Origin of the sequence: Brevundimonas sp., from assembly GCF_047617075.1 — a bacterium.
Lineage (GTDB): Bacteria > Pseudomonadota > Alphaproteobacteria > Caulobacterales > Caulobacteraceae > Brevundimonas.
In genome coordinates, this window is sequence record NZ_JBLGCI010000001.1 from 233,285 (window position 1) to 253,170 (window position 19,886).

Below are 19,886 nucleotides of genomic sequence, written 5' to 3' on the forward strand. Positions count from 1 at the left end.
AATGAAAAAGCCCATCTTCACCCCCGCCCGCGTCACCCTCGCCGCCGCCGTTTCGGGCATGGCCCTGATCGGCCTGGCGGGACTGGCCGACAGCCCCGCCAGCGCCCAGACCGCCGCCAAGGTGGAAAGCCAGACCCGGCCCAATTTCGGCATCCTGCTGGACCCGCCCACCCGCACCCGCGCCCGGCCCCAGCGCCGGTGGAGCTATGGCGACCATCGCCGCCGGTGGGATCACGGCTATGGCCGAGGCCCCACCTATCCGCCCCCGCCCACAGCCAGCGAGCAGGTCGTCTTGATCGACTGCGGCGGCAATCCCGGTTCGGGCGGGCTGGAGAACGCCGTGGCCCGCGTGGCGCCGGGCGGAACCCTGATCATCCGCGGCCGCGCGGGCGCCTGCGTGGGCTGGCTCAACATCGACAAGCCCATGACCATCATGGGCGACGCGGGCTTTGATCGCCGCGACTGGGACCGCTCGCCGTCCGCCACCATCCAGGCGCCGGACGGCCTGCCCTGCATGACGGTGGCCCAGGGCGTGCGGGTCGAGGTGCGCGACATCGTGTTCGAGTCCCGCAACGCGGGGGAGGCGGCCTGCGTGGTGGGCTACGGCGCCCAGATGATCTTCGATCGCACCGGTTTCCGCCACGGCGGCGACGAGCCGGCCATCTACGCAGACGGCGGGGCGCTGGACATCCGCAACAGCGTCATCGAGGCCCACACCATCGCCCCGGCCATCGTCGCCGACGGCGCGGGCGTCTCGGTCTATGAGGTGGACATCACCCACGCCCAGGCGGGCATGGAGGTGATCCCCGGCCCCGGCCAGACCGCCCAGCTGACCCGCGTGTCCATGAAGGGCACAGAGGCGCCCAACAATTTCGGCCCCCGCTCCATCGGCCTGATGGTCCGTTCGGGCCGGGACTACGGCCGGGTCATCGTCGAGGGCTCGCGCATCTGCGGCTATGTGGAGGGCGTGGCCATCGAGGGCGCCTCGGTGGAGGTGCGCGACAGTCGCATCTGCCGCGCCGACAAGGGCGTTGTGCTCTACAACGGCGAACTGGTCCTGACCGACAGCCGCGTGCGCGCCGACACCCTGGGCGTCGCCGCCGCCTCGGGCCGCGCCGTCATCACCGACAACGTGTTCGCGGGCGTGCGTCAACTGGTGTTCGCCGAAGAGCGAGCCTCGGTGGAGGAAAGCGGCAATCGGGTCTGGTCGCGCCACGACATCTGCCGGCCCCGGTTCCAGCCCCGCTACCGCGACCGCTACGCCTTCGAGCCGGCCCGGGGCCAGTCCTGGCAGTGCCAGTACGATCCCTATCCCCGCGACTGGTGGGCCCAGGACGACGGCTGGTACGGCGACCCCTATCAGGATTACGCCTACGGTCTGGACGGCTGGGACCGCTACAATCAGGGCTATGGCTGGTACGACCAGAACGGCCGGTACGTTGACGACCGCCGCTATCTTGGCGACGACCGCTGGAACCGGGGCGGCCGCCGCGGCTGGGGCTGGTAGGGCCTCCGGCATCCGCACGAACATGTGATCCGTAGCTGATCCTGTCGGGGTCAGTTGGAGAGGACCACATGATCAAAACAACCACCATCGCCGCCGGCGCCGTTTTGGCGCTCGCCGCCGCGACCGCGACCCCGGCCGCAGCCCAGGACTGGCAGGGGCCCTATGTGGGCGGCTATCTCGGCTACGGCTTCCAGCCCGACGACGATGACGAGCGCATTTTGTTCGACACCGATCTGGACGGCCAGTTTGGCGACACCGTGCGCACCGGCGCGGGCGCTGACGCCTTTTCGCCCGGCTTCTGCGGCGGCCGAGCCACCGGCCCCACCCCCGCGGACGGCTGTGACGACGATGACGACGGCGCCGAATTCGGCCTGCGCGCGGGCTACGACTGGCAAATGGGTTCCTGGGTCGTGGGCGCGGTAGGCGAAATCGGTCGCCCCGACATCACTGACAGCGTCAGTGGCTTCAGCACCACCCCGGCTCGCTACACGTTCACCCGCGAGGTCGAGAACATCGCCGCCCTGCGCGGACGTATCGGTTATGACGCCGGCCGGTTCCTGCCGTATGTGACCGCTGGCTTTGCGTCGGCTGAAGTGGAGGGAACTTATTCCACCAGCAACGGGGCCAACAGCTTCACGCCCATGTCGGTCAGTGATCGCCGCTCCGGCTACCAGCTGGGCGCCGGGGTGGAGACCTGGGTCACCTCGAACATGACTGTCGGTGTCGAGTATCTCTACACCAACCTCGAGGACGACGATTACATCGTCCGCACCGGCCCCGGCACGGCCCCCGCCACCAACCCGTTCCTGCTGGTGGATCCGACCGGGACGGATCAACGACGCAGCGACGGAGATTTCGATTTCCACGCGGTGCGCGTCACCGCCGCCTGGCGCTTCTGATGAGGCCTGGCCTCCGTCCCTCAGGGGCGGAGGCTATCGCCCAGGGCGCGCTTCGCCAGCGCTGCGGCGTCGTCCACCCGCGTGCCCGCCGCCTTGCGCTCGGAATACCGGTCCACCAAGCCCTGCGCGTGCGGCCGGGTCAGGACGGTGAAGCGGACCAGCTCCTCCATCACGTCCACGATGCGGTCGTAGTAGGCTGACGGCTTCATGCGCCCCGCCTCGTCGAACTCCTGCCAGGCCTTGGCCACGCTGGACTGGTTCGGGATGGTGATCATGCGCATCCACCGGCCCAGCAGACGCATGGTGTTGACCGCGTTGAAGGACTGGGAGCCGCCGGACACCTGCATGACCGCCAGCGTCCGCCCCTGGGTCGGGCGCACCCCGCCCATGTTCAGGGGGATGTGGTCGATCTGCAGCTTCATCAGGCCCGAGACCTGACCGTGCCGCTCGGGGCTGGACCAGACCATGCCCTCAGACCACAGGGCGTGCTCGCGCAATTCGTGCACCGCCGGGTGGTCGTCGCCCGCGATCTGGTCCGTCAGGGGCAGGTCGGACGGGTCAAAGATCCGGGTCTCGCAGCCCATCAGCCGCAGAAGCCGCGCGGCTTCCTCCGCCGTCAGCCGCGAATAGGACCGCTCACGCAGCGAGCCGTACAGCAGAAGGATGCGCGGCGGATGGTCCATCGGGCCCATGTCCAGCGCCGGCCGCGTGTGCAGATAGTCCGGATCCAGCGCGGGCAGATGGTCCGGGTCGGGCAGGGGGCGTAGACGGTCCATCAGCGCACCTCCTTCGACGGGGCCGTATCGGGGAACCAGCGGCGGCCCATCCACAGGGCCACCGACACCAGCAGGATCAGCACCGGCACCTCCACCAGCGGGCCGATCACGGCGGCGAAGGCGACCGGGCTGGCCAGGCCGAAGGCGGCGATGGCAACGGCGATGGCCAGCTCGAAATTGTTCGAGGCGGCGGTGAAGGCCAGGGCGGTCGTGCGCGGATAGTCCGCCTCGATCAGCTTGCCCATCAGGAAGCTGACCACGAACATGATCAGGAAATAGATGGTCAGGGGCACGGCGATGCGCAGCGCGTCCAGCGGCAGGGCTGCCACGTCGGACCCCTTGAGGCTGAACATGGCCAGGATGGTGAACAAAAGGGCGATCAGGGTGATCGGCCCAATGCGCGGGATGAAGCGCGTCTCGTACCACTCCTCGCCCTTGCGGGCGACCAGCACCCGCCGTGTCAGGTACCCGCCCAGAAACGGCACGCCCAGATAGATCAGCACGGCGCCCGCGACGGTCCAGACGCTGACGTCAATGACGCTGCCCTCCAGCCCGAACAGGGGCGGCAGGACGGTCAGGAACAGCCAGGCGTAGACGCTGAAGAACAGGATCTGGAACACCGAGTTGAACGCCACCAGCCCGGCCACATACTGGTTGTCGCCGCGCGCCAGCTGGTTCCAGACCAGCACCATGGCGATGCACCGGGCCAGGCCGATCAGGATGACCCCGGTCATGTACTCCGGGTAATCGCGCAGGAAGATCACCGCCAGGGCGAACATCAGTACCGGCCCCAGCACCCAGTTCTGGAACAGGGACAGGGCCAGCACCCGCTTGTCGGCAAACACACGGGGCAGGGCCTCGTATTTCACCCGCGCCAGCGGCGGATACATCATCAGGATCAGGCCGATGGCGATGGGGATGTTGGTGCTGCCCACCGACAGACTGTCCAGCCACGCGGGCAAGCCCGGGATCAACGACCCCAGCGCCACGCCCGCCAGCATGGCGGCGAAAATCCACAGGGTCAGCCAACGGTCGAGGAACGACAGGCGGCGCGGCGGGGCTTTCTCCTGAACGACGGTGTCCACCATCAGCGCACCCGGTTTCCGGCGTCGTCGATGATGACCTCGCCGTCTTCCTTGACGAAGGGCTTCAGCGGCACGCCCGGCAGCAGGTCCAGCACCGCCTCGGATGGACGGCAGAGCTTCACGCCCGCGGGCGTCACCACGATGGGCCGGTTCAGCAGCACAGGGTGCGCCTCCACCGCGTCCAGCAGCTGATCGTCGGTGAGAGTCTCATCATCCAGCCCCAGCTCCGCATAGGGCGTGCCCTTCTGGCGCAGCACGTCGCGCAGGGGCACGCCCATGCGGTCCACCATGTCGGCGATCAGGGCGCGGGTCGGCGGGGTCTTCATATACTCCACCACATGGGGTTCGATCCCCAGATGCCGGATAAGCGCCAACGTGTTGCGCGAGGTCCCGCAGGCGGGGTTGTGGTAGATGATGATGTCCATGATCAGTCCGTCAGACAGGGGTTCAGTTCGGCCATCAACGGCCGGCAAAGGTCGGCGCGTCCGCCGCAGCAGTCCTTGAGCAGATAGAGCACCAGCCCCGTCACCCGCTCGAAGGCTGCGCGATAGACGATGGAGCGCCCGCGCCGCTCGCCCCGCACCAGACCGGCATGGGACAGCACGTTCAGATGGGCCGACAGGGTGTTGGCCGGCACGGCCAGCGCCTGCGCCAGATCCCCCGCCGCCATCCCCTCGGGCTCATGCCGCACCAGCAGCCGAAACGCCTCCAGCCGCGTGGGCTGTCCCAGGGCGGCGAGAGCGGTCAGGGCGTCTTCTGATTCCATATTTCCAGAATAATGGAATCAATCGGACAGGCAAAGCCGCGCTGTGTCGGGACCACTTAAGACTGGCTCATCTGCTCACTGAAAAGCCGCACAAATTTTCCGGCGACCACTTATCCGACCACTTAAGGGCGCCTCAGTCGCGTTCTGGCCAGCCGCTCGCCGCCAAAGGCAGGTCGGCTTGGCGCCAGAGGCAGACCTTGGCTTCAATCCGAAAGAACGACATCCGGTCGCTCAAGATAAGCACTACGGCTGGGCGCCCCGAAGCACTTCCTGCTCCCAAGCGTCCAGCATCATCTTCTTTTCCTAGGGCTTGATTCACATTCTTGCGTGCATCATGCCGCGTGTGCGGGCGGGCCGGTTGTGGAGTGATTGATGGCGCGCATCCTGATTGCTGACGATGATCCGCTGTTGCGGGCGCTGCTGCAGCACAAGCTGGCGACGGAGGGTCATCAGGTGCTTGTGGCCGAGAATGGCGGCGAGGTTGCGGCCCTGGTTGGCGATCATGGGCCGGACCTGATCGTGCTGGACGCCATGATGCCGGTGATGGACGGCTTCGAGGTGCTGCGCAGGCTTAAGACCGATGAGAACACCCGCCACATTCCCGTGGTCATGCTGACGGCTCTGAAACGAGAGCACGACGTGGTTGGCGCTCTTCAGCTGGGCGCCGCGGACTATCTGGCCAAGCCCTTCATTCCAGACGAGCTGGTGCAACGGATCCGGCGGATTTTGAGCGCCTCGGACATGGAGCAAGGTGATGATCGTTCAAGACGTCCCGGCTGAGGTCCGCACGGACCCGACGGCCTTGTACGAGGCGGCGGTGGCCGACCGGCGCGCGGGACGACACGAGGCGGCGCTTCTAAAGCTGAACACCGTCCTGCAATTCCGCCCCGGCGACGTGGACGCCCGGCTGAATCGCGGCCTTTCCCTGCTGGCCCTCAATCGGCTGGACGAGGCTGAAGCGGACTTCGAGGCGGTGCTGGTCGCCGCGCCGGATTATGTGGACGCCAGACTGGGCCTCGCGCGCGTCGCGCAACGTCGCGGAGACGTGGCCCGGGCGCGGATGGAGACGGACAGAGCCGCCTTGGCGGCGCCGGACCGCGCCGATGTGGCGGCGCTGAGCCGTGCATTGCGGCCGCCGCCCACTTGGCGGCTAGATCTGGACGTCTCACGCAGCCGCCTCCGGGCCAACCTGCCCGACTGGACCGAGGCGCGTTTGGGCGCCGTCCGGACGCTGGATGAGCGCTGGACGCTTGGCGCGTCCGGCGAATGGACCGAGCGGTTCGGCGAGGACGACCTGTTTCTCGAGGGGCGCGTGGATCGTCGTTTCGCCTGGGGCGGGGCCTATGCCGCCCTGGGTGGCGCGCTGGAGGCCGAGTACCGGCCGGAAGCCTCTCTGCGGGCCGGCGCCGACATCCGTATCTCGCCGACGTTCAGCGGCACCCTCGACGCCTCCGCCGCCCGGTTCGCCAGTGGCGATGTGACCAGCCTGCAGCCGGGGCTGGCCGCCGACCTGGCGCAAGGTCGGATGCGGGTGGCGGCGCGCTGGATCAATGTCTGGGACGAAACCGATCAGCGCCGGACCGGCTACGCGCTGAGCGCCCAATGGACGGCTACGGACCGCCTGCGGCTGCGTCTGGACCACGCCGACGCGCCGGAAACCAGCGAGGGCGTCACCGTGGACGTGCGCGCCGTCAGCCTGGGCGCTGAAATCGGCCTGACCGACCAGGTCAGCCTGCGGCTGGGCGCCTTGCACGAAGACCGCGGCGCCTATGACCGGGAGGCGATCACGCTTGGTCTCGGCTGGCGGTTCTGGTGAGCATGCTGGCGCTCCTGTGGTGGAGCTCGCTGCTCTTCGGCGCGGCGGCGCTTGTCTGGATGGCCGGGCTGATCCTCGCCCGTCTCCGGCGCGAGCGGGCTGATCAGACGCGGGCTGCGGATCAGGCGCGCGTCCGCGCGTTGTTTCTGGAGACCATGGCCGGCGATGCGGATGCGGCGCAACGTCTGAGCCCCTACGCCGAACGCGCTCGATTAATGGCTGAGACTCTGGTCGAGGTGCTCGGCCTGGTGCGGGGCGTCGAGCGGGACCGGTTGATCGACGGCCTTGTAAAACTCGGATTGGCCGAACGCCTGCGACTTCGGCTCAATCGCGGCGGCAAGGCGGGGCGGATCGCCGCGGCCGAAGCGCTGGCGGCGTTTCCCGACGTGGCGACCGTGGAGGCGCTGCGCGCGTCGCTTGGGCGATCCCGTGACGGCGATTTTCGCGTGGCGGTTCTCACCGCCCTTCTGGCCATGGAGGCCGCGCCGCCACTGCAGGACATGCTCATCGACCTGGCGAACCGCGACCTGCAGGATTCGCTGTTGTACGAACCGGTCATCCGCCGGGCAGCGGCCGACTCGCCGATGGAAGCGCTGGACGTTTTCCTGCTGTCCGAAGCGCCGTCCGCCACCCGGGCGGTGCTGGCGGACGCTTTGGGCGCCTCCGGCGACTATCGGGCGGTGGAGCCGCTATGCCGAACCGCCGCCTCGCCTGAGCTGGAGCTGCGCATCGCCTCCGTCCGCGCTCTGGGGCTGCTTGGCCATCCCGCCGCCGAAGAGGCGGTTACGGGAGCGTTTTCAGACCCGGCATGGGAGGTGCGGTCCGCCGCGTGCGAGTCCGCTGGCCGGATCGGCTTGGTGCAGACCGCGCCCATGTTGATCCAGGCGCTGGGAGACCCCGCCTGGTGGGTGCGATTCCGCGCCGGCGAGGCCCTTGCCGCCCTGGGCGAAAAGGGTCTCGCCGGCCTGCGCATGGCGGTCGGTATCGATCAGGACGTGGTGCGACGCGCGGCTTCCCTTGCACTGGCCGAGCGCGGCCTAGCGGAGACGGCGTCATGACCCAGGGCCTGGCGGTCGTCATGGTGGGGTTCGCCCAGTCCATCGCCCTGTTCGTCATCGGCATGGGCCTGGCCCAGAACGTCATCTATCTGATCCAGCTGCTGCTGGCGGCCGGCGCCCTTTCGGCGCGCCCGTCGATCCCGCAGTCTGGCGTCCTGTGGCGCCGTTACGCCGAAGCGTCGCCGCCCATCGCCCTGCTGGCGCCCGCCTACAATGAGGCGCTGACCATCGTTCAGAGCGTCCGCTCCCTGCTGTCCCTGCGCTATCCCAGCTTCGAGGTGATCGTCATCAACGACGGCTCTAAGGATACGACCCTTCAGGTGCTCATTGACGCCTATGACCTGAAGCCGGTGGAACGCCATTACGATCAGGCGCTGGATCATCAGCCCATCCGCGGTGTGTACGCCGCCGCGCACCAGCCCCGTCTGATCGTCGTGGACAAGGAGAATGGCGGCAAGGCCGATGCGCTCAATGCGGGGATCAATGTGTCCCGTGCGCCGATCTTCTGCTCCATGGACGCGGACTCCCTGCTGGAGCCTGACGCCTTGCTGCGAGCGGTCAGGCCCTTCGTGGAGGACCCGGAGCGCACAGTCGCGGTCGGCGGCACCGTGCGCATCGCCAACGGCTGCCTCATCCGCGACGGCCAGGTTCTGGAAGTCCGGCCGCCGCGCAATCTGCTGGCATTACTGCAGACCGTTGAATATCTGCGCGCCTTCCTGATGGCGCGCCTCGCCTGGAGTCGCATCAACACCCTGACCATCATCTCCGGCGCATTCGGCCTGTTCCGGCGGGCCCGGGTGATCGAGGCCGGCGGTTACACGCGCGGTACGGTCGGCGAGGATATGGAGCTGGTGGTGAAGCTGCACCGGCTGATGCGTGATCAGCGCCGACCGTACCGTGTCGGCTTCGTTCCTGAACCGGTTTGCTGGACCGAGGCGCCAGAGGATCTGCGTGTTCTTGGTCGCCAGAGATCACGCTGGCATCGCGGCGCCCTGGAAACCTTCGAGCGCCACTGGGACGTGATGTTCCGTCCCCGCTACGGGCGCCTGGGCCCCATCGGCTTCGGCTACATCTTCTTGGTCGACGTGCTGGGGCCCATCGTGGAGTTGCTGGGCTATCTGCTGATCCCGGCCTTCTGGGCGCTGGGACTGCTCTCGCTGGACTATCTGCTGGCGTTCCTGGCTGTCAGCTTCACCTTTGGGGTGGTGATCTCCGTCGGAGCGCTGGCGCTGGAGGAGTCTGAGTTGCGGCGCTTTACCCGCGCCCGTCACCTGCTGCTGCTGACCGCCGTCGCGGTGCTGGAGAACTTCGGTTATCGCCAGCTCAACAACCTGTGGCGTCTGCGCGGCCTGTGGCAATATCTGCGGCGCAGCCAGTCGTGGGGAACCATGACCCGCAAGGGCTTCAGTCCTCCCGCTTAGCCAGCGCGTCCCTGATCGCGGCAGTCAGCCGCTCGACACCCGCGCGATCCGGCGCTTCGCCTTTGGCGAAGGCGTCATCGCATTCCCCCGCTGCGGCGCTGATGTCGGGAAATCCGAAGGTGCCGGCGGCGCCTGCCAGGCTGTGGACCAGGTCCTGCATCTCGTCGACGTCCAGGGCGCCGCGCGCCAACAGATCTTCGAGTCGCTGGAGATCGCCGACGCAGCGATCCAGAAAGCGCACCCTCAGACCGGCCAGCACATCATTCATCGCCGGGCCGCCAGGATGGCTCGAACGTCCTGCGCCAACGTCATGGGATCGAACGGCTTGGTGATGACGTCGAGCGCCCCCAGAGCACGGTAATGGTCCACTTCGCCGGACTGCGCGCGGGCCGTCATGAAGATCACCGGCGTGGCCTGATGCGCCTGCCGTTCACGAATTCGGGCCAGAGTCCCGGGGCCGTCCAGATGCGGCATCATCACGTCCAGCAGGATTACGTCGGGGCCAAGCCCCGCATCCAGGGCCGCCAGCGCAGCCTCGCCCGAGGCGGCCGAGGTCAGGGTGATGTCCGGATCCAGTTCCAGCGCGAACGCCGCCACCTCGCGGATGTCATCCTCGTCGTCCACGTGCAGAATCTTCAATGCACTCACGAAGGTCCTCCGGTGCGGCGAGTCAGGCGGCGCACGGTGCGCGCCAGCTGGGTCAGGGACATGCGCGACTTGGTCAGCACCGCCCGTACGGCCGGTGCCGCTTCACGGTCCATGTCCTGGGCGGAGTAGATCACGACGGGAATGGTGCCGCCATCCTCGTCCGTCAGTTCCGGCAGCAAATCCAGCCCGTTTCCGTCCGGCAAGCCAAGGTCCAAAATCACCAGGTCCGGACGCCTGGCCGCCAGCTCAGCCCGCGCCTCGGCCAGGCTTTCGGCCCCGACAACCTCGACCGATCCCAGGGCTTGCCGCGTGACCTCCAGAATGTCCCGATCGTCGTCCACATGCAGCACCAGCGGCTTTTTATTACCGCTGAACAGAGACTGTACGGCCAGTTTCAGGCGGGCCTGATCGACCGGCTTCTCCATCCAGTCAGCCACCTCCAGCGAACGCCCGCGCACCCGTCCGCGCGCCACATCGCCCGAGACCACGATCACCGGCATGGCGCGGGTGTCGTCGCTCGCCTTCAGCGCCCGGATGAGGCTGACGCCATCCGCATCGGGCAATTGCAGATCGACCAGCGCCGCCGCGTAGGATCCCGCCCGCGCGCTGGACAGGGCTTCGCGCGCCGTTCCGACCACATCGGCCTGATAGCCTTCGTGCGACAGCATCTCGGCCAGAACCCGGGCCGCGTCGGGGTCATCCTCGCAGATGAGCAGCCGTCCCGTTACGTTCCCGGTCGTCTCTTCCGGCCGGTTCAGAGGCAGGTCGAGATGGAAGGTCGCCCCCTCGCCCTCGGCCGACTCGAACCACAGCCTGCCGCCATGGCGCTCGGCGATCTCGCGCGCGATAGCCAGGCCTAGGCCCGTCCCGCCCTTGGCCCGCGTGTCGGTGGAGTCCGCCTGGGCGAACTTGCCGAAGATGCGGGCGCGAAATTCCTCCGGGATGCCAGGCCCGTGGTCCGCGACGCTGAGCCGGGCGATCCGCGCTTCGGGATTGACCGTCACGGTCACCTCGCCGCCCGACGGCGAGAATTTGGCCGCATTGGACAGAAGATTGGTCACCACCTGGATCAGCCGGTCGGCGTCGCCCCGCACCGGAGCAGGCTCGCCGTCGCCCAGGCTCAGGGTCACGCCCATCTGCTCGGCATAGCCGCGCACGCCGTCGATCGAGCGGGCGGCGATGTCGCGCAGGTCCAGAGGCGACAAGGCCAGAACCAGTTTCCCGGATTCCAGTTTCTCCACATCGAGAATGTCGTTGATCAACCGCACCAGGCGCTGGCTGTTGGAGTGCGCAATGCCGATCAGCCGCGCAGCCTTGTCCGGAAGGTTCCCGCCCGCGCCGCCCGCCAGCAAACCCAGCGATCCCGCGATGGAGGTCAGCGGCGTGCGCAGTTCATGGCTGACTGTTGAGACGAAGGCGTCCTTCATCTCGGCGACCCGACGGCGTTCGGTGATGTCGCGGATCACCGCCACCACATGACGGCCCGTGGGCAGATCCATGGCGCCCAGGGCCACGTCGGCCGGAAAGGTCTCGCCGTCCCTGCGCTTGCCGGTCAATTCCCTCAGCAGCCCGTCGTCCAGCGCGCCCTGGCTGGCGCCCAGTCGATCCAGAAATGTCCCTTCGCCATTGTCCGCCAGGTCGATCAGCACATTCACATCCCGGCGCCCGATCTCTTCCGCCCCCCAGCCGAACATGCGCTCGGCGGCCGGGTTCAGGGTTTCGATGCTGCCGCTGGGGTTCAGGGTGACGATGGCGTCGAAGGCGCTGTCCAGGGTGGCGCTGTGGCGAGCCGCCGCCGCTTCCAGCCGCTCCAGAAGCGCACTCCGTGTCGCCAGATAGCGCCACACCAGAACGGCTGTCCCGGCCGCTATGAGGACGAGCGCAGCGAACAGAACCATCACCATGATTTCTGTTCGCTTCGTGCGGGCCGTTGCGCCCTCGGAAAGGACCAGAAGGTGCTGCGCCTCTCGCGTCGTCATTTGGTCCACGAGGCGCCGGATCTCGTCCATGGCCGCCTTTCCCTCGCCGCTGGACACGGCCGCGAATGCGGCGTCCGTGCGCCCCGCTTCGCGAAGGTCGATGCTCCGTTCCATCGTCAGACGTTTGCGGGTGATGCGCTCGGAAAGGCGCAGATGGTCCACGGCCTGCGCATCATCCCCGCCGAACAGGGCGCCGAGGGCGGCCATCTGCGCGTCCAGCTGGGTCAGCGCTTCGTCGTAGGGTTCCAGAAAGCGCTCATCGCCGGTGATGATGTAACCCCGCTGCCCAGTCTCCGCGTCCTGCAGCAACGAGAACACGGACTGGATCTGCAGCCGGGTGTCGTACGACCGCTCGACAGCAGCCCGCAGCGCGCTGGCGCTGGCGAACTCCCGGCGGAGCTCCAGGCCCGTGACCACCAGAAGTACGGCCAGGATCGCGGACGCCAGCCCCACGACCACGCGGAAACGACGCCTGCCGGGTTGACGGACTTCGGGGTTCATCGGCTAGACCTGCATGATTGATGCATCCGGAGGTTGGGCATGAAGGTCTGTGTCATCGAGGACGATCCTCTGATGCTGAGTCATCTGGACGACATGCTGAAGCGCATGGATTACCAGGTCATGACCGCCGAAACGGTGGATGAGGGCCTCCGCATCGTCCGGGACTGGTCCCCTGATGCGGTCGTGGTGGACATCCTGATGCCGGAACGCGACGGCCTGAACTTCATCATGGAGACCCGACATCTCAGGGAAACCATGCATGTGATCGCCATAACCGGCGGCGGCAGGCTCGGCCCCGGGCCGATCCTGAAAATGGCCTCGGGCCTCGGCGCTCACGCCACCCTGACCAAACCGATCACCGAAGAGGCGTTGAAGGCGGCTCTGTCAGGAGTTTGAGACGAGCCTTGATCCATCACCCTTCAGAGCTCGGGATCCAGACTTTCCGAACCGTCACTTGAGCCCGAGGTAGACTTTCCCGGGTGATGCAGAGTCGAGCCGCCTACCCCCTGAGCCACTCTTAAGTGGTTTTGAGGCAGTTCTAAGTGGTCTCGACAGCCGCACTGGTAGGCGCGGAGGGACTCGAACCCCCAACCAGACCGTTATGAGCGGTCGGCTCTAACCATTGAGCTACGCGCCCGCCGTGGCGGAGCGTCTGGCTAGCAGGCCCGGCGGTCATGGGAAAGCCTGCAACATTACGGGCCCCCATGAGTCCATGAATGGAACCTGCACCATGGCGCCAAGCGTTCATTCAGGCGCGAAAGGCCAAGGTTCGGCCACGGCTGGGGCGCACGCTCCCGCCGGACGCACAACAGGAAGCTCCGAAGGAGACACCATGACCCGTTTTCCCGCCCGCGCCGTCGCCGTGGCCCGGCCCCGCCCGAACCTGACCCTGATGCTGGGCGCCGCCGTCCTGGCCGCCGGCGCGGTCATGACCGCCGCCCCGGCCCTGGCCCAGCAGGCGACGCCTGCCGCCAACCAGACCATTCTGGTCCAACCCGAGACTCCGACCCTGAACCTGTCGGCCTATGGCGAGGTGAAGGCCGCGCCGGACATGGCCAGTATCAATTTTGGCGTCGTGACCGAGGCGACCACCGCCGCCGAGGCCATGGCCCAGAACCGCACCCGCATGAACGAAGTGATGCGCGCCCTGCGATCCGCCGGGATCGAGGAGCGCTTCATCCAGACCTCGGGCCTCAGCCTTCAGGCCCAGTATGACTATGTGCAGAACGAACCGCCGCGCCTGCGCGGCTATCAGGCGTCCAACCGGGTCACGGTCGAGATTCGTGATCTGGAGCGTGTCGGCTCCACCGCCGATGCGGTTGTGAACGCCGGCGTCAACCAGATCGACGGCATCAGCTTCGGCCTGATCAACCCGCAGCAGGCCGAGGATCAGGCCCGCATGGCCGCCGTCCAGGCGCTGCAGGCCAAGGCCAATCTGTACGCCAATGCGCTCGGCGTGCGCCTCGCTGGTATCCGCAACCTGTCGGAAGGCGGCGGCTATGCGCCCCAGCCGCCGATGTTCGCCCGCGGCGCCATGGCCATGGACAGCGCCGAAAGCACCAGCGTGGCGCCCGGCGAACTGACCATCCGCGTCAACATCAACGGCGTCTACGACATCGTGCGGTAAGCCGCGTCCAAGGCCCTCTCCCTCCCCGTTCGGGGAGGGGGCTGAGCCGAAGGCGAAGCGGGTGGGGGCTGCACGGCAAGGCCGCCGCGCTCTCGTAGCCGAGCCCGCCCCACCCGGCCGTCGCTGCGCGCCGACCGCCCTCCCCGAACGGGGAGGGAGAACGACCGTCAGGATCAGATCAAGCTGCGTCCTTGATGTGGTTGCCGTCGTCCAGCAGCACCACATTGGGCGTGTAGTTGCGCGCCTGTTCTGCGGGCAGCTGGCCATAGGTGACAATGATCACCTTGTCCTTCTTCTGCACCAGACGGGCGGCGGCGCCGTTGACGCCGATGACGCGGGATCCGCGCGGCGCCTCGATGGCGTAGGTGGTGAAGCGCGCGCCGGTGGTGATGTTCAGCACATCCACCTGCTCGTGCGGGTAGATCTCGGCGGCGTCCAGCAGGTCGCGATCAATGGCGATGGAGCCCTCGTAGTCGAGGTCCGCCTGGGTCACCGTCGCGCGGTGCAGCTTGGATTTCATCAGGGTGACCAGCATGGGGAGCTCCGGCCTCCTCTATCCGTGGGGCGGGGGACATCCCCCGTTGATGGGCCGCATATAGGGGTTTCGCCGCCCGTCTTCAATCAGGACTGCGGCGGTGCAGCATGAAGTTCGCGCGTTACGGGACGTTCATTTGACGGTGACGCCCCGCCCTCTATGGTCACGACTGGCCACGTGTGGCCGAACGACGATTTTTCAGGAAACCGATGAAGCAGTTCGCACTCACCATCGCCGGGGTCTTTGTCGGCCTTCTGTTGTTCTTCATTGGAATTCCGCTGCTTCTGATCGCGTCCGCCGCCGGGTCGTCCAAACCCGCGGTTCACGCCCAGTCGGTGCTCGAGGTGGATTTGCGCGGCGGCCTGACCGATCAGGCGCCCACCAATCCCTTCGCCGGCTTCGGCGGCTCCGGCCTTTCGGTGATGCGCGTCGTGGACGTGCTGGCCCAGGCCCAGGAGGATGACCGCATCAAGGTGGTGCTGGTGCGCCTGCCTGAAAGCGGCATGACGCCAGCCTCGGCCGACGAACTGCGCCAGGCCATCCGCCGCTTCCGCGCCTCGGGCAAGCCGGTGATCGCTCACTCCCAGGGCCTGATGCCGCTGGGCGCGGTGGTGTCCACCTACATGCTGGGCGCCTCGGCCGACGAATTCTGGATGCAGGAGAACGCCAGCTTCCAGGCCACGGGTCTGGCCAGCGAGGAAATCTTCTTCGGTCGCGCCTTCGAGCGTTACGGCGTCACCGCCGACTTCGAGCAGCGCTACGAGTACAAGAACGCGGTCAACACCTTCACCCAGAGCGACTTCACCGAGGCCCACCGCGAGGCGGCCGAGGGCTGGATGACCTCCATCTATGTGAACGCCCTGGCCAACGCCGCGCGGGATCGCGACATGGAGGCGGCCGCCCTGCGCACCGCCTTCGAATCCGGTCCCCACACCCCGGCCGAGGCCGAGGCGCTCGGCCTCATCGACCACACCGGCGGCGTGCATGAGGCCGAGGCCGAGGCCCGACGCCGCGCCGGCGACAACGGCCGCATCATCCGCTTCAGCGACTATTCCGCCGCCGTGGGTGAGCGCACCGGCTCGGGCCGCAACGCCATCGCCATCGTGGGCGGGGAGGGCGCCATTCTGACCGGACGCAGCTCGGCCGACCCGTTCGGCGCGGGCTCGATGATGAGCTCCGACGACATCGCCGCCGCCATCTATGACGCCATCGAGGAGGACTCGGTGCGGGCCATTGTGTTCCGCGTCTCGTCGCCGGGCGGTTCGCCCGAAGGCTCCGAACAGATTCTCGAGGCTGTGCGCGCGGCCAAGGCGGCGGGCAAGCCGGTTGTGGTGTCCATGGGCGCCTATGCGGCGTCGGGCGGTTACTGGATCTCGTCCGAGGCCTCGGCCATCGTGGCCCAGCCCTCGACCCTGACCGGCTCCATCGGGGTGTACGGCGGCAAGTTCGTGCTGGACGAGGCCCTGGGCCGGTTCGGCGTGGACATTCAGGGCCTGACCGTGGGCGGCGAATACGCCGACGCCTTCACCCCCGAGCGTCCCTTCAACGAGGCCGAGCGCGCCGCCTTCTCCGGCTGGATGGACGGGGTCTATGAAGACTTCATCGCCCGCGTCTCCACCGGCCGCGACCTGCCGGCCGCCCGCGTGCGCGAAATCGCCCGCGGCCGCGTCTGGACCGGCGCCCAGGCCCGTCAGCTGGGGCTGGTGGACGAGATCGGCGGCATCCATGAAGCCATCCAGCGGGCCAAGGCCCTGGCCGAGATCCCCGAGGACGAGTCGGTGCGCTTCCGCCGTTATCCGCGTCCCCTGTCCACCTGGGAGGCGCTGGGCGAGGCGTTCGGCGCCTCGGGCGAAGCCGCCGAAACCCTGATCCGCCTGAACGGCGTCATGTCTGATCCGGACGTCCAGGCCGTCGTGGCCCGGGCCCGCGCCGAGCGCATGCGCTCGCAAGGGGCCGTGGTCATGGCCGATCAGCCGCTGCGCTGAGACACTCACCTGTGAGGGGATGTCGCATTGACGGCGTCCCCTCGCGGACCGACATTGATGTTCATGCGTTGAGCAGGATCACCGCCTCTTTCAGTGATCGTTCATGACGGCGTCGCCAAGGTAGCTCATGACCCAGTTCCAGACCCGCTTCACCCGCATCGGCTTCTCGCCGCGCCCCGCGCGCGGGTCCGGCCTGATGGGCGCGGTCATGTGGCTGGGCGGCATGATCGCCGCCGGGATCGCCGTAACCATCGGCGCCCTGCTGGCCGTGTTCACCGCCGCCGCCGTGGCCGTGATCGCCGTGGTGGCCGGGGTGGTCATGTTCCTGACCGGCTTCGCCATGCGCGCCCGCCGCTCGGCCCGCGCCCGCACCGCTGCGGCCGGTCCTGACGGCGTGATCGAGGCCGAGAAGGTGGGCGACACCTGGGTGGCCCACGGCTGGGAACGTCAGGGGCGCTAGACCCCGCTTTTCATCGGGCGCGGTCCGGTCGAATATGGGTCCATGACCGCCCTGGACTTCATCGACGCCCCCACCCCTAACACCGACGCCCGGCGCGCCCCGCCGGACATGATCCTTCTGCATTACACCGGCATGCAGACCGGCGCCGAGGCGCTGGACCGTCTGCGTGATCCAAAGGCGCGCGTGTCCGCCCACTATGTGGTGGAGGAGGACGGCCGGGTGTTCCGCCTTGCTCCAGAGGAGCGCCGGTGCTGGCATGCGGGCGTGTCCTGGTGGAAGGGCGAGACCGACATCAACGCCGCCTCCATCGGCATCGAGATCGTCAATCCCGGCCATGAATGGGGATACCGCGCCTTTCCGGAGGCCCAGATCGACGTGGTCATCGCCCTCATCGCCGACATCCGCTCGCGGTGGACCATTTCCGACAATCGCATTCTCGGCCACTCCGACGTGGCGCCGAACCGCAAGACCGATCCGGGCGAACTGTTCCCTTGGAAGCGCCTGGCCGAGGCCGGCCACGGGCTATGGTTCGAGCCTGCCGCCGAACGCATCGCCGCCCTGGGCCCCCCGCTGGGCCCCGGCGACGAGGGGCTGGGCGTCCATGTGCTGCAGGCCGGCCTGCACCGTTTCGGCTACGAGCCGGCGCCCTCCGGCGTCTATGACGATGACACCCGCATCGTGGTTGAGGCGTTCCAGCGCCACTGGCGGCCCGAGAAGGTGGACGGGATCGCAGACGGCCAGACGCGCGCTACCCTGATGGGCGTTCTGCAACTCGCGTCCGCCGAATCCCTGACCGGCGTTCTGGACGGATGACCGGGCTTTCGAAAAGTGGGACGGAGCGGGCGGCGAAACGCGAGGCCGACCGCGCGCTGCTCCAGAGGCGCTGGGTGGAGATTGAACGGCCCCGCCTGAAACGTGCTGTATTGGCGGAGGTCGAGCGCCGCGTTCTGACGTCCTTCATGAACGACACCCGTTGGCGCGAGCTGCGCGAGGCGGTGGAGACCCTGCCTTTCCCCCCGGTTTTCCAGCGTCAGGACGTGTTGGGGCCGCGCGAGCCCTTGTGGGCCTGCGATCAGATGTCCTGCCTCGGCGACTGGAGCCATGAGGGGCTCGAACCTTTCTTCATGATCGAGTGGATCCGGGTCGTGCCGAAGCTCTGGGCCGAGCAAGGCCGGCTTCTCCCGATGAAGCAGGTGGGCGACTGCACGGTCGAGCTGCGTGAGGTGCTTGATCGTCTGCGCCTGCCGTACCGGGAGGACGCGCGCGGGTTCTGGATTTACGGCTATGCCCAGGCTGATCCGTCAACATTGACGGAAGCGCCGGAACGGGCCCCTTGAAGCCGCGCCGTCTGCCGGGCGTCCTGATGCCGGCCCAGGCCGAGCCGGCGTGCCGCCATAAATCCGACTCCGGCGAGTGGTCAGGTGATGATGCGCCGTGCCGACGTGAACGGCTGTCACCGCGCGTCGGCTTCTGCTAGCGGGACATCATGATGATCACACCCCTGTTTATCGCCCTGGCCCTGGTTGGACAGACCGCCCAGGAACCGCGACCGGCTCCTGAAGCCCCCGTGACACAGGTCGACGAAGTCACCATTACTGGGCAGCGTGTGCGCGAAGCGGTCAGTTCGTTTCTGGATGAGGTTACGGATCCTCCCAGAGGCCGGGGGCCGGCGCGCTGGAGCGACAGCGTCTGCGTGGGCGCCGTCAATCTTCGGCGTGAACTTGCGCAGCCGATGATCGATCGATTGTCGCAAGTGGCGCTTGATCTGGAACTGGACATCGGCGAGCCCGGCTGTCGCCCCAACATTCTGATCATCGCCACGGATGACGGTCCGGGCCTGGCGCGCGCCCTGGTCGATGAACGGCCCCGGGCGTTTCGGCCGGGCTACGCCGGCGCATCACAAAGCCGGGCCAGCCTCGAACAATTCCAGAGCAACGATCAGGCGGTGCGGTGGTGGCACGTCAGCATGCCGGTCGATGCGGATTCCGGGCGTCCCGCGGTTCGCTTGCGGGGTCAGAACCCGCCCGTTGTCCCGAGCCAGGGCAGCCTTCTTCGCACGCAGATTCGCAACGACCTGACCCGAGCGATCGTGATTATCGATCTGGCGAGAGCGGAGGGCGTGTCCCTTCGGCAGCTGGCTGATTATGTCGCCATGGTCGCGTACGCCCAGGTGAATCCCGAAGCGGACACCCGGCCCTATGAGACCGTCCTGAACCTCTTTGATGACCCGTCGTCCGCGCCTGATGGAATGACCGACTGGGATGTTTCCTATCTGGCGTCGCTTTACGCCGCCGAACTGGATCAACGCAGTCCCACCGCTCAGGTGGGCAGGATCGGCTCGATCATGGCGCGCGATCGGGAAGAGCCTGCCGAGCCGGCCGCTGAAGACTGAGCAGTCGCTCTGTTGATGCAGGCTGTGTTATCCTCCGGGCGCCAGACGGCCGGGCGGTCGCGGCGGGGTTCGCCCCGTCGAGGAAAGTCCGGGCTCCACGGTGAAAAGGCGGCGGATAACTTCCGCCCGGGGTGACCCGAGGGACAGCGCCACAGAAAGCAAACCGCCTTCTTCGGAGGGTAAGGGTGAAAGGGTGGGGTAAGAGCCCACCGCGTCTTCGGCAACGAGGGCGGCATGGCAAGCCCCGCCTGGAGCAAGACCGAATAGGGACGTCGCGCGGCTTCGGCCGCAGGGCTCACCGCCTGGGACGTCCGGGTAGGTCGCGAGAACCGGTCAGCAATGGCCGGTCCAGAGGAATGATCGTCGCCGTCTTCCGAGACGGAACAGAACCCGGCTTACAGGCCGTCTGGCATTTCAACCCCGTTAACCGG

At 67.6% G+C, this 19,886-nt stretch carries 21 protein-coding genes, 1 tRNA gene and 1 other RNA gene; 14 read left to right on the forward strand and 9 right to left on the reverse strand.

Going from position 1 to position 19,886, the window contains the following annotated elements; translation table 11 throughout:
* The first annotated feature begins 1 nt into the window (after window position 1).
* Together ACI8U3_RS01140 and ACI8U3_RS01145 are read left to right on the forward strand one after the other, a co-directional pair.
* Window positions 2–1,507 carry a hypothetical protein gene (locus ACI8U3_RS01140; RefSeq protein WP_415013023.1) on the forward strand — a complete coding sequence of 502 codons (1,506 nt, stop codon included), beginning with the start codon at window positions 2–4 and terminating at the stop codon, window positions 1,505–1,507.
* 68 nt (window positions 1,508–1,575) lie between these two features.
* Entirely contained in the window at window positions 1,576–2,406 is an 831-nt protein-coding gene (locus ACI8U3_RS01145) for an outer membrane protein (protein ID WP_415013024.1), read from the forward strand.
* Between the two features lie 20 nt (window positions 2,407–2,426).
* Here the strand turns inward: ACI8U3_RS01145 and arsH are convergent, their stop codons facing one another.
* Genes arsH through ACI8U3_RS01165 form a run of 4 tightly spaced genes read right to left on the reverse strand, consistent with a single transcriptional unit; the run spans window position 2,427 to window position 5,033 of the window.
* Window positions 2,427–3,182, reverse strand: coding sequence for an arsenical resistance protein ArsH (arsH, locus tag ACI8U3_RS01150; RefSeq protein WP_415013025.1), 756 nt, complete (start codon window positions 3,180–3,182; stop codon window positions 2,427–2,429).
* Complete coding sequence (arsB, locus tag ACI8U3_RS01155) at window positions 3,182–4,270, reverse strand: ACR3 family arsenite efflux transporter (protein ID WP_415013026.1); 1,089 nt, start codon at window positions 4,268–4,270, stop codon at window positions 3,182–3,184. Before arsB ends, arsH begins: the two co-directional genes overlap by 1 nt.
* Window positions 4,270–4,692 carry an arsenate reductase (glutaredoxin) gene (gene arsC, locus ACI8U3_RS01160; RefSeq protein ID WP_415013027.1) on the reverse strand — a complete coding sequence of 141 codons (423 nt, stop codon included), beginning with the start codon at window positions 4,690–4,692 and terminating at the stop codon, window positions 4,270–4,272. The genes arsB and arsC overlap by 1 nt, the downstream gene beginning before the upstream one ends.
* Window positions 4,693–4,694: 2 nt before the next feature.
* Entirely contained in the window at window positions 4,695–5,033 is a 339-nt protein-coding gene (locus ACI8U3_RS01165) for an ArsR/SmtB family transcription factor (protein WP_415013028.1), read from the reverse strand.
* A gap of 372 nt (window positions 5,034–5,405) precedes the next feature.
* Here ACI8U3_RS01165 and ACI8U3_RS01170 point away from each other — a divergent pair, with 372 nt between their 5' ends.
* The 4 genes from ACI8U3_RS01170 to ACI8U3_RS01185 are packed head-to-tail and all read left to right on the forward strand — an operon-like array spanning window position 5,406 to window position 9,328.
* Window positions 5,406–5,813: a response regulator transcription factor gene (locus tag ACI8U3_RS01170; protein ID WP_415013029.1), complete on the forward strand. Its 408-nt coding sequence runs from the start codon at window positions 5,406–5,408 to the stop codon at window positions 5,811–5,813.
* A complete protein-coding gene (locus ACI8U3_RS01175) occupies window positions 5,788–6,849 on the forward strand; it encodes a YaiO family outer membrane beta-barrel protein (protein WP_415013030.1) in 1,062 nt (353 codons plus the stop codon). The genes ACI8U3_RS01170 and ACI8U3_RS01175 overlap by 26 nt, the downstream gene beginning before the upstream one ends.
* A 2-nt stretch (window positions 6,850–6,851) precedes the next feature.
* Window positions 6,852–7,907, forward strand: coding sequence for a HEAT repeat domain-containing protein (locus ACI8U3_RS01180; protein ID WP_415013179.1), 1,056 nt, complete (start codon window positions 6,852–6,854; stop codon window positions 7,905–7,907).
* Window positions 7,904–9,328, forward strand: coding sequence for a glycosyltransferase family 2 protein (locus ACI8U3_RS01185; protein ID WP_415013031.1), 1,425 nt, complete (start codon window positions 7,904–7,906; stop codon window positions 9,326–9,328). The genes ACI8U3_RS01180 and ACI8U3_RS01185 overlap by 4 nt, the downstream gene beginning before the upstream one ends.
* Here the strand turns inward: ACI8U3_RS01185 and ACI8U3_RS01190 are convergent.
* The 3 genes from ACI8U3_RS01190 to ACI8U3_RS01200 are packed head-to-tail and all read right to left on the reverse strand — an operon-like array spanning window position 9,312 to window position 12,456.
* Window positions 9,312–9,596 carry an Hpt domain-containing protein gene (locus ACI8U3_RS01190; RefSeq protein WP_415013032.1) on the reverse strand — a complete coding sequence of 95 codons (285 nt, stop codon included), beginning with the start codon at window positions 9,594–9,596 and terminating at the stop codon, window positions 9,312–9,314. The genes ACI8U3_RS01185 and ACI8U3_RS01190 overlap by 17 nt on opposite strands.
* Complete coding sequence (locus ACI8U3_RS01195) at window positions 9,593–9,976, reverse strand: response regulator (RefSeq protein WP_415013033.1); 384 nt, start codon at window positions 9,974–9,976, stop codon at window positions 9,593–9,595. The genes ACI8U3_RS01190 and ACI8U3_RS01195 overlap by 4 nt, the downstream gene beginning before the upstream one ends.
* Complete coding sequence (locus tag ACI8U3_RS01200) at window positions 9,973–12,456, reverse strand: CHASE3 domain-containing protein (protein WP_415013034.1); 2,484 nt, start codon at window positions 12,454–12,456, stop codon at window positions 9,973–9,975. Before ACI8U3_RS01200 ends, ACI8U3_RS01195 begins: the two co-directional genes overlap by 4 nt.
* A 39-nt stretch (window positions 12,457–12,495) precedes the next feature.
* Here ACI8U3_RS01200 and ACI8U3_RS01205 point away from each other — a divergent pair, with 39 nt between their 5' ends.
* A complete protein-coding gene (locus ACI8U3_RS01205; protein WP_415013035.1) occupies window positions 12,496–12,852 on the forward strand; it encodes a response regulator in 357 nt (118 codons plus the stop codon).
* A gap of 165 nt (window positions 12,853–13,017) precedes the next feature.
* Here ACI8U3_RS01205 and ACI8U3_RS01210 read toward each other — a convergent pair.
* Window positions 13,018–13,093 (reverse strand) — tRNA-Ile (locus tag ACI8U3_RS01210).
* A gap of 195 nt (window positions 13,094–13,288) precedes the next feature.
* On the opposite strand from ACI8U3_RS01210, the gene ACI8U3_RS01215 reads away from it, so the two are divergent.
* Entirely contained in the window at window positions 13,289–14,083 is a 795-nt protein-coding gene (locus ACI8U3_RS01215; RefSeq protein WP_415013036.1) for an SIMPL domain-containing protein, read from the forward strand.
* Between the two features lie 178 nt (window positions 14,084–14,261).
* Here the strand turns inward: ACI8U3_RS01215 and panD are convergent, their stop codons facing one another.
* On the reverse strand, window positions 14,262–14,618 hold the full coding sequence (gene panD / locus ACI8U3_RS01220) for an aspartate 1-decarboxylase (RefSeq protein ID WP_409748236.1): 357 nt from the start codon (window positions 14,616–14,618) through the stop codon (window positions 14,262–14,264).
* A 209-nt stretch (window positions 14,619–14,827) separates the two neighbouring features.
* On the opposite strand from panD, the gene sppA reads away from it, so the two are divergent.
* From sppA to rnpB, 6 genes are all read left to right on the forward strand, one after another.
* Window positions 14,828–16,603, forward strand: a complete 1,776-nt coding sequence (gene sppA, locus ACI8U3_RS01225; RefSeq protein ID WP_415013037.1) for a signal peptide peptidase SppA — start codon at window positions 14,828–14,830, stop codon at window positions 16,601–16,603.
* A 127-nt stretch (window positions 16,604–16,730) separates the two neighbouring features.
* Window positions 16,731–17,063 carry a hypothetical protein gene (locus tag ACI8U3_RS01230; RefSeq protein ID WP_415013038.1) on the forward strand — a complete coding sequence of 111 codons (333 nt, stop codon included), beginning with the start codon at window positions 16,731–16,733 and terminating at the stop codon, window positions 17,061–17,063.
* A 42-nt stretch (window positions 17,064–17,105) separates the two neighbouring features.
* A complete protein-coding gene (locus ACI8U3_RS01235) occupies window positions 17,106–17,876 on the forward strand; it encodes an N-acetylmuramoyl-L-alanine amidase (RefSeq protein WP_415013039.1) in 771 nt (256 codons plus the stop codon).
* A complete protein-coding gene (locus tag ACI8U3_RS01240) occupies window positions 17,873–18,400 on the forward strand; it encodes a DUF6678 family protein (RefSeq protein WP_415013040.1) in 528 nt (175 codons plus the stop codon). The genes ACI8U3_RS01235 and ACI8U3_RS01240 overlap by 4 nt, the downstream gene beginning before the upstream one ends.
* 152 nt (window positions 18,401–18,552) lie before the next feature.
* Window positions 18,553–19,455, forward strand: a complete 903-nt coding sequence (locus ACI8U3_RS01245) for a hypothetical protein (protein WP_415013041.1) — start codon at window positions 18,553–18,555, stop codon at window positions 19,453–19,455.
* Window positions 19,456–19,496: 41 nt separating this feature from the next.
* Window positions 19,497–19,869: RNase P RNA component class A (gene rnpB / locus ACI8U3_RS01250), an RNA gene on the forward strand.
* The last annotated feature ends 17 nt before the right edge of the window (window positions 19,870–19,886 follow it).